The organism is Actinospica durhamensis (assembly GCF_018139695.1).
Lineage (GTDB): Bacteria > Actinomycetota > Actinomycetes > Streptomycetales > Catenulisporaceae > Actinospica > Actinospica durhamensis.
In genome coordinates, this window is the sequence record NZ_JAGSOG010000434.1 from 1 (window position 1) to 4,401 (window position 4,401).

General features: G+C 71.9%; 5 protein-coding genes. 3 read left to right on the forward strand and 2 right to left on the reverse strand.

Features of this window, described 5'->3' with window-relative positions; translation table 11 throughout:
* Nucleotides 1-75 precede the first annotated feature (75 nt).
* The 3 genes from KDL01_RS39255 to KDL01_RS39265 all read left to right on the forward strand — a co-directional run bounded on the left by KDL01_RS39255 (nucleotide 76) and on the right by KDL01_RS39265 (nucleotide 2,883).
* Complete coding sequence (locus tag KDL01_RS39255; RefSeq protein WP_212533805.1) at nucleotides 76-978, forward strand: fumarylacetoacetate hydrolase family protein; 903 nt, start codon at nucleotides 76-78, stop codon at nucleotides 976-978.
* A gap of 10 nt (nucleotides 979-988) precedes the next feature.
* Nucleotides 989-1,864, forward strand: a complete 876-nt coding sequence (locus tag KDL01_RS39260; protein ID WP_212533806.1) for a PaaX family transcriptional regulator — start codon at nucleotides 989-991, stop codon at nucleotides 1,862-1,864.
* An 86-nt stretch (nucleotides 1,865-1,950) separates the two neighbouring features.
* Complete coding sequence (locus KDL01_RS39265; protein WP_212533807.1) at nucleotides 1,951-2,883, forward strand: methylenetetrahydrofolate reductase; 933 nt, start codon at nucleotides 1,951-1,953, stop codon at nucleotides 2,881-2,883.
* Nucleotides 2,884-2,892: 9 nt separating this feature from the next.
* Here KDL01_RS39265 and KDL01_RS39270 read toward each other — a convergent pair whose 3' ends face one another.
* Nucleotides 2,893-3,276, reverse strand: coding sequence for a limonene-1,2-epoxide hydrolase family protein (locus tag KDL01_RS39270; protein WP_212533808.1), 384 nt, complete (start codon nucleotides 3,274-3,276; stop codon nucleotides 2,893-2,895).
* Between the two features lie 32 nt (nucleotides 3,277-3,308).
* Nucleotides 3,309-4,211, reverse strand: coding sequence for an NADP-dependent oxidoreductase (locus KDL01_RS39275; protein ID WP_212533809.1), 903 nt, complete (start codon nucleotides 4,209-4,211; stop codon nucleotides 3,309-3,311).
* Between the last annotated feature and the right edge of the window lie 190 nt (nucleotides 4,212-4,401).

Genomic DNA, 4,401 nt, shown 5'->3' on the forward strand with positions numbered 1-4,401 from the left:
GCCCTGTCCCCGCCCGGTCCGTCGGCTCTCGCGCCACGTTGACGCCCGACAATCATCCGAGAGGATCATCCTCAGATGAAGCTCGCCACCCTCCGCCTCCCGTCGTCCGGCGCCACCCGCGCCGCCCGCCTGGACGAGTCCGCGGACGTCCTGGTCGAACTCGACGCCCCCGACCTCGGCGCGTTCCTGGCCCGCCCCGACTGGCAGCGCCGCGCCCTGGCCGCCACCGCCGCCGCGGGCGAACGCACCCACCGCGTCGCCGACGCCGACTTCGCCCCGGTGGTGCCGCAGCCCTCGAAGATCGTGTGCGTGGGGCTGAACTACCGCAACCACATCCTCGAGATGGGCCGCGAGCTGCCCGCCTACCCGACCCTGTTCGCCAAGTTCGCCGACTCGCTCACCGGCGCCCGCGACGAGATCGCCAAGCCCGAGGAGACCGAGGCGCTCGACTGGGAGGCCGAGCTCGCGCTGGTCATCGGAAAGCCCGTCAGGCGCGCCGTCGGCGCCGAGGCCGAGGCGGCCATCGCCGGGTTCACCGTGCTCAACGACGTCACCTGCCGGGACTGGCAGTACCGCACCCAGCAGTGGCTGCAGGGCAAGGCCTGGGACTCCTGCACCCCGATCGGCCCCTACCTCGTCACCCCGGACGAGCTGCCCGGCGGCGTGCGTCCTGACCTCGAGGTCACGCTCGAGCTCGACGGCGAGGTCATGCAGCACGACTCCACCGCCGACCTGCTGTTCGACCCCGTCGCCCTGGTGGAGTACGTCTCCACGCTGGTGCGGCTCAACCCCGGCGACGTCATCGCCACCGGCACCCCCGGCGGCGTCGGCCACGCCCGCAAGCCGGCCCGCCACCTCGAGGCCGGAGCGCTGATGGTCACCCGGATCGCGCACCTCGGCGAGCTGCGCAACCGCGTCACCGCCCCGGCCGCCGCCCCGCACGCTGCGCACATGCAGCCCCCGAGCACCACCCGTTAGGGTTGCCGCCATGACGACCGAGGTGAGCGGGCCGGCCGCGGCGGCGAGCGCCGAGGAGCCCGCAGGCCGGGAGCGCGAGAGCCGCCTCGGCCCGCTCATCCTCACCGTCTTCGGCCTCTACGCCCGCAGCGAGGACGACTGGCTCTCGGTCGCGTCCCTGGTGCGCCTGATGGCGGAACTCGGCCTCGACGAGCGGGCCGTGCGCTCGGCCATCTCCCGGCTCAAGCGCCGCGGCGTGCTGCGCCCCGAGCGCCACGGCAAGGCGGCCGGCTACTCGCTCGAGACCGCCACCCTCGAGGTCCTGGCCGAGGGCGACTCGCGCATCTTCGAACGCGTGCGCGCCGTCGCCGAGGACGGCTGGCTGCTCGTCGTCTTCTCCGTCCCCGAGTCGGAGCGCGAGAAGCGCCACGAACTGCGCGCGACGCTGACCCGGCTCGGCTTCGGCACCGCCGCGCCCGGCGTCTGGATCGCCCCCGGCAACCTGGCCGACGAGACCCGCCGCACCCTGGAACGCAGGAAGCTGACGGGCTATGTCGACATCTTCCACGGCGACCACATCGCCTTCGGCGAGCCGCGCTCGAAGGTGCGGCAGTGGTGGGACCTGGACGAACTCGCCGGCCTCTACGCCGACTTCTCCCGCCAGTACCGCCCCGTGCACGACCGGACCCAGGCCGAGGGCGTCGCCCCGCACGAGGCCTTCCAGACCTATATCCCCATGCTCACCCAGTGGCGCCGCCTGCCCTACCGCGACCCGGGCCTGCCGCTGCGCCTGCTGCCCCCCGGCTGGAGCGGCGAGAGCGCCGGCCTGCTGTTCGACGCGCTCAACCGGACCCTCAGCGGCCCCGCCCGCGAGCACGCCATGGCCGTCATCCACGCCGAGGGCTGAGCGCCCACGCCCCTCGCGCGGGGCCGGCTTTCTCACACCGTGGCGCGTTTCCGCTGACCGGGGCGTGCGCTGCTACCTTGCCCGACATGGCGGATTACCAGGAGAACCCGGACCTGCGGACGCGGCTGGCCGGCGGTGAGGGCGGCGTCGTACTGTTCGGCATCACCCCGCCGCGCCTGACCACCACGCCCGAGCGGATCCGGGAGATCACCGCGGCCACCGTCGCACGGCTCGCCCCCCTCGACGTGGACGGCCTGGCCCTCTACGACATCGACGACGAGAGCGACCGCAATCCGACCAAGCGCCCGTTCCCGTACCTGCCGACCCTCGACCCGGCCGACTACCACGCCGAATACCTCGGCGCCTGGGACCGACCGGTCGTCATCTACCGCTGCGTCGGAAAGTACCCCGAGGCGCGGCTGCGCGACTGGCTCGAGGCGGCCGACCCCGAGCGGGTACTCGGCGTCTTCGTCGGCGCCTCCTCCCGCGACAAGGACGTGCACACCCGACTGCCGCAGGCCCACGCCCTGCGCCGCGAGGTCAGCCCCGACCTGCTCCTCGGCGGCGTCGCCATCACCGAGCGCCCGGACGAGCACCTGCGGCTGATCGCCAAGCAGGAGGCCGGCTGCGCCTACTTCATCTCCCAGGTCGTCTACAGCGCCGACGCCGCGAAGAGCATGGTCTCCGCCTACTACTACGCCTGCCGCGACCAGGGCCTCGCGCCCCGCCCCGTCCTGTTCACCCTCTCGGTGTGCGGCTCGGTCAAGACGCTCGAGTTCCTCAAGTGGCTCGGCGTCGACGTCCCGCGCTGGATCGAGAACTCCCTGATCAACGCCGAGGACACGCTGACCGAGTCGTACGAGCACTGCCTCGCCAACGCCCGCGACCTGATCGACTTCTGCCGCCGGCTCGGCCTGCCCTTCGGCTTCCTGGTCGAGAGCGTCTCGATCCGCAAGGCCGAGATCGAGGCCTCCATCGCCCTCGCGGCCGAGGTCAGTGCGCTGTTGCGGGCCTCATGACGCCGGTCCTCATCCCATCCGGCTGGTGAGTTGGTTCACGTCGAAATAGTCGCGCCAGGCCTTGATCTTGCCGTCGGCGACCTCGAAGGTCCCCATGACCGGAAGCTCGAACGTCTTGCCCGGAAGCGTGAAGACGTCCACCCGTTCGGTCAGCACGATCGGCCCGTCGGCGGCGATGTTGACGACGCGGAACTCGATGCGTTCAATGCCGGGCGGGCCGGGGCGGATAAACGAGCTGATGGTCTCGGCGATGGCCTCCCGGCCGGTGATCGGCGCCATCGGGATGTTGTGGTAGACGGCGTCGTCGGTGAAGAACGCCGCCAGCTCGGCGGCTCCCGTGTCCTGCGCCCACGCCGCGCAGAACCTGCGCACGACCTCGATCGGGCTCTCCATCCGGCTGCTCCCGTCATAAGGCTGCTAAGCGGTCAGAATGAGCTTCTCGTGCACCGTGCCCGCTTCGAGGAGGGCGTGCGCCTGCGCGGCGTGTCCCGCATCGGCAGCAACCGCTGGGCACGCAGACGCAGTCGCCCGGAGGCGAGCAGCGGCATGGTCTGCTCGAGCGCGTCGGGGGCGCGGTCCGGCGTCGGTTCTGAGAGGGCGACGCCGAAGTCGGACGCGTGCTCGTCCGCGAGGGTGATCACGCGCGCGGGGCCGCCCGCGAGTTCCACGGCGTCGCGCAGGCCGCCCTTGCCCGCGGCGTCGAAGACGGCGTCCACCTTCTCGACGTGCGCGCGCATCTGGGCGAGGAGCGCCGATCCGTAGCGGACCGGGATCGCGCCGAGATCCTTGACGAACTGCTCGTCGGTCGGGCCGGTGGCGCTGAAGACGGTGAGGCCCTGGGCTACGGCCAGCTGAGTGGCGATCACGCCGACCGAGCCCGCGCCGCCGAGGACGAGCAGGGTCTCGCCGGAGCTGACGCCGAGTTGGCGCAGGACGCCGACGGCGGCTTCGGCCGAGGCGGGCAGCGCCGCGGCGTCGGCCCAGCTGACGGTGCCCGGTTTGACGGCCCAAGCCGAGGCGAGGGCGTATTCGCCGTATCCGCCGAGCGTGGGCAGTTGGGCGGCGACCTCGTCACCCGGCGACACGCCGGTCACGCCGGGTCCGAGGGCGTCGACGGTGCCGGCCGCCTCGAAGCCGAGGACGGCGGGGTCGGGCACAGGGAAGACCTCTCGCAGGTCCCCGCGCCGGATCTTCAGGTCGGTCGGGCCGACCCCCGCCGCGTGTACACGCATCCTGATCTGGCCGGGTCCGGGTGTGGGCAGCGTGACCTGCGACCACACGAGCGTCTCGGGCGATCCGTATCCGGTGAGCACTGCTGCGTACGGCATGGGTATCTCCTCCTGGCGGTCCGCGCGAGATGATGGCGCAGCGGCACGCCTCGACCGGTGGTGCTAGGCAGTGTTGGTGAATCTGACTATCTGTTGATGCTTTCTGGCTGCGGTTTTCGGCCTGTGGCTGGCGGGGCTGTAGAACTGGGTCATGGCGCGTGGTGATTTGACGGATGCCCAGTGGGAGTCG

Coding starts and splice junctions, on each gene's coding strand:
- KDL01_RS39255 (WP_212533805.1), top strand. CDS start 76: ATGAAGCTCGCCACCCTCCGCCTCCCGTCGTCCGGCGCCACCCGCGCC.
- KDL01_RS39260 (WP_212533806.1), top strand. CDS start 989: ATGACGACCGAGGTGAGCGGGCCGGCCGCGGCGGCGAGCGCCGAGGAG.
- KDL01_RS39265 (WP_212533807.1), top strand. CDS start 1,951: ATGGCGGATTACCAGGAGAACCCGGACCTGCGGACGCGGCTGGCCGGC.
- KDL01_RS39270 (WP_212533808.1), bottom strand. CDS start 3,276: ATGGAGAGCCCGATCGAGGTCGTGCGCAGGTTCTGCGCGGCGTGGGCG.
- KDL01_RS39275 (WP_212533809.1), bottom strand. CDS start 4,211: ATGCCGTACGCAGCAGTGCTCACCGGATACGGATCGCCCGAGACGCTC.